This window comes from Streptomyces sp. NPDC002690 (genome assembly GCF_053592415.1).
The window spans coordinates 1-1,688 of sequence record NZ_JBSFVR010000688.1 but is presented as its reverse complement, the minus strand read 5'-3'; the positions used below and the strand labels follow the sequence as shown (position 1 = coordinate 1,688).

Genomic DNA, 1,688 nt, shown 5'->3' with positions numbered 1-1,688 from the left:
AGTTCGCCCAGGACCTTCCCCGGGTCGACCGTGACCCTGCGGACACGGTCCGGGCCCGGCGCCCCCGCCACCACCACCCGCCGCCCGTTTCTCGGGCGGGTGGTGCGCGTCTTCAACTCCCGTGCGGTCAGCATCTACCTGTGGCACGAGATCGCACTGATGCTGAGCGTCGTGGTGATCGATCTGATGTGGCAGGTGCCCCTGCTGGAGGAGCGTCTGCCGCTGGGCAGCACGTGGTTCCAGTTCGTGGTCGTCTGGCCGCTGATCGCCGCCGCCGTCGCCGTGTTCGGCTGGGTGGAGGACGTGGCGGCCGGACGGCCGCCACGACTGCTCCCGTGAGAGGCGGGGCCGCTTCCACGAGAGGCGGCCGCGCGGGTCAGTGAGGTGCCGGTGCGGGCTCCAGGACGAAGACGGGGATCACCCGGTCCGTCTTCTTCTGGTAGTCCGCGTAGTCGGGGAACGCCTCGACCGCGCGCTCCCACCACACGGCCTTCTCGTCCCCGGTCACCTCACGGGCGATCATGTCCTGCCGGACCGGGCCGTCCTGGAGCTCGACCCGGGGGTCGGTGCTGACGTTGTGGTACCAGACCGGGTGCTTCGGAGCGCCGCCGAGGGAGGCGACCACCGCGTAACTGCCGTCGTGCTCGACGCGCATCAGCGCGGACTTACGGATCTTCCCGCTGCGGGCACCCCGGGTGGTGAGCACGACGACCGGCAAGTCGCGCATCGTGGTGCCCTGCGTCCCTCCGGAGCTCTCGTACAACTCCACCTGATCACGCACCCACTGGTTGGGGCTGGGCTCGTACTCGCCCTGGAGCGGCATGGTGTGTCCCGTCGTCGTTGGGTCCGGCCGTGCCGAACCTTCGCCGTGCACGGTCATGTCCATCATGCAGCGCCGGTGCCCCGGTCCGCCGCCCGGGGCGGTTGTCCGGCGCGGCGCGCCGCCGCCCGCCCGTGGTTCAGCGGGAGGCGAGCGCGGACAGCAGGGCGAGCGCCTCGGTGAGACTGGTGGGGCGCAGCACGCCCTCCGGCTGGTGTCCCGCCCAGCCGGGTCCGGCGAGCACGACGGTCGGAGCCGCGCGGGCGCCGCGCACTCCCCATTCGATGGAGGCGATCCGCTGAGCCAGCGGCCGACTGGCCGTCGAACGCCCTTGGGACCAGAGGACGATGTTGGCCGGACCGGTGCGCCGGGCCGCCTCCTCCAGGGCATCGACCGGCAGAGCCGCCCCGAACATCCTTACAGGCAGGCCGCGTTGCGTCAGCCCGGCGGTGAGTGCTTCCAGGGGCAGCGTGTGGTTCTCGTCCGGCACGCAGGCGAGCAGGGAGACGGCGGCACCGCGCGCGGGCGGTGGGCCGACGGCGGCGCGCCGGAGCGCGGTGGAGACGTGCCAGGACAACAGGTGCTCCACCTCCACGTACCGTTCACCGGAGCTCTCCCACCGCCGGCCCACGGCGTTCAGGGTCGGCATGATGACCTCGTCCCAGGCGGCCACCAGTCCGTGCCGGTCGATCGCCCGGGTGAGCTGGTCCTCGACGGCGCGGGCGTCCAGGCGGACGGCCGCCCGGGCGAGCCCCCGGGCTTCGGTGCGCCCGCGGCCGACCGGGAGAGCGCCCGGAGCGGTGGACGGGCGGGCCGAGCCCGCCGAACATCTGGATCAGCAGGGAGGCGTACAGGACTTCGGCGCGCT

The 1,688-nt window shown here is 72.9% G+C and carries 1 protein-coding gene and 2 pseudogenes; 1 reads left to right on the top strand and 2 read right to left on the bottom strand.

The window, feature by feature from the left end; translation table 11 throughout:
• Positions 1-339, top strand: a pseudogene (locus ACWD3D_RS36745) (hypothetical protein); the annotation flags it as partial.
• Positions 340-376: 37 nt separating this feature from the next.
• Here the strand turns inward: ACWD3D_RS36745 and ACWD3D_RS36740 are convergent.
• Both ACWD3D_RS36740 and ACWD3D_RS36735 read right to left on the bottom strand, forming a co-directional pair.
• Positions 377-823 carry a nitroreductase family deazaflavin-dependent oxidoreductase gene (locus ACWD3D_RS36740; protein WP_451464977.1) on the bottom strand — a complete coding sequence of 149 codons (447 nt, stop codon included), beginning with the start codon at positions 821-823 and terminating at the stop codon, positions 377-379.
• Positions 824-959: 136 nt separating this feature from the next.
• Positions 960-1,631: pseudogene (locus ACWD3D_RS36735) on the bottom strand (B12-binding domain-containing protein); the annotation flags it as partial.
• Positions 1,632-1,688 lie beyond the last annotated feature (57 nt).

What these genes read in the sequence shown, in the direction of transcription:
- ACWD3D_RS36740 (WP_451464977.1), bottom strand. Translation starts at nt 823, where the DNA reads ATGCCGCTCCAGGGCGAGTACGAGCCCAGCCCCAACCAGTGGGTGCGT.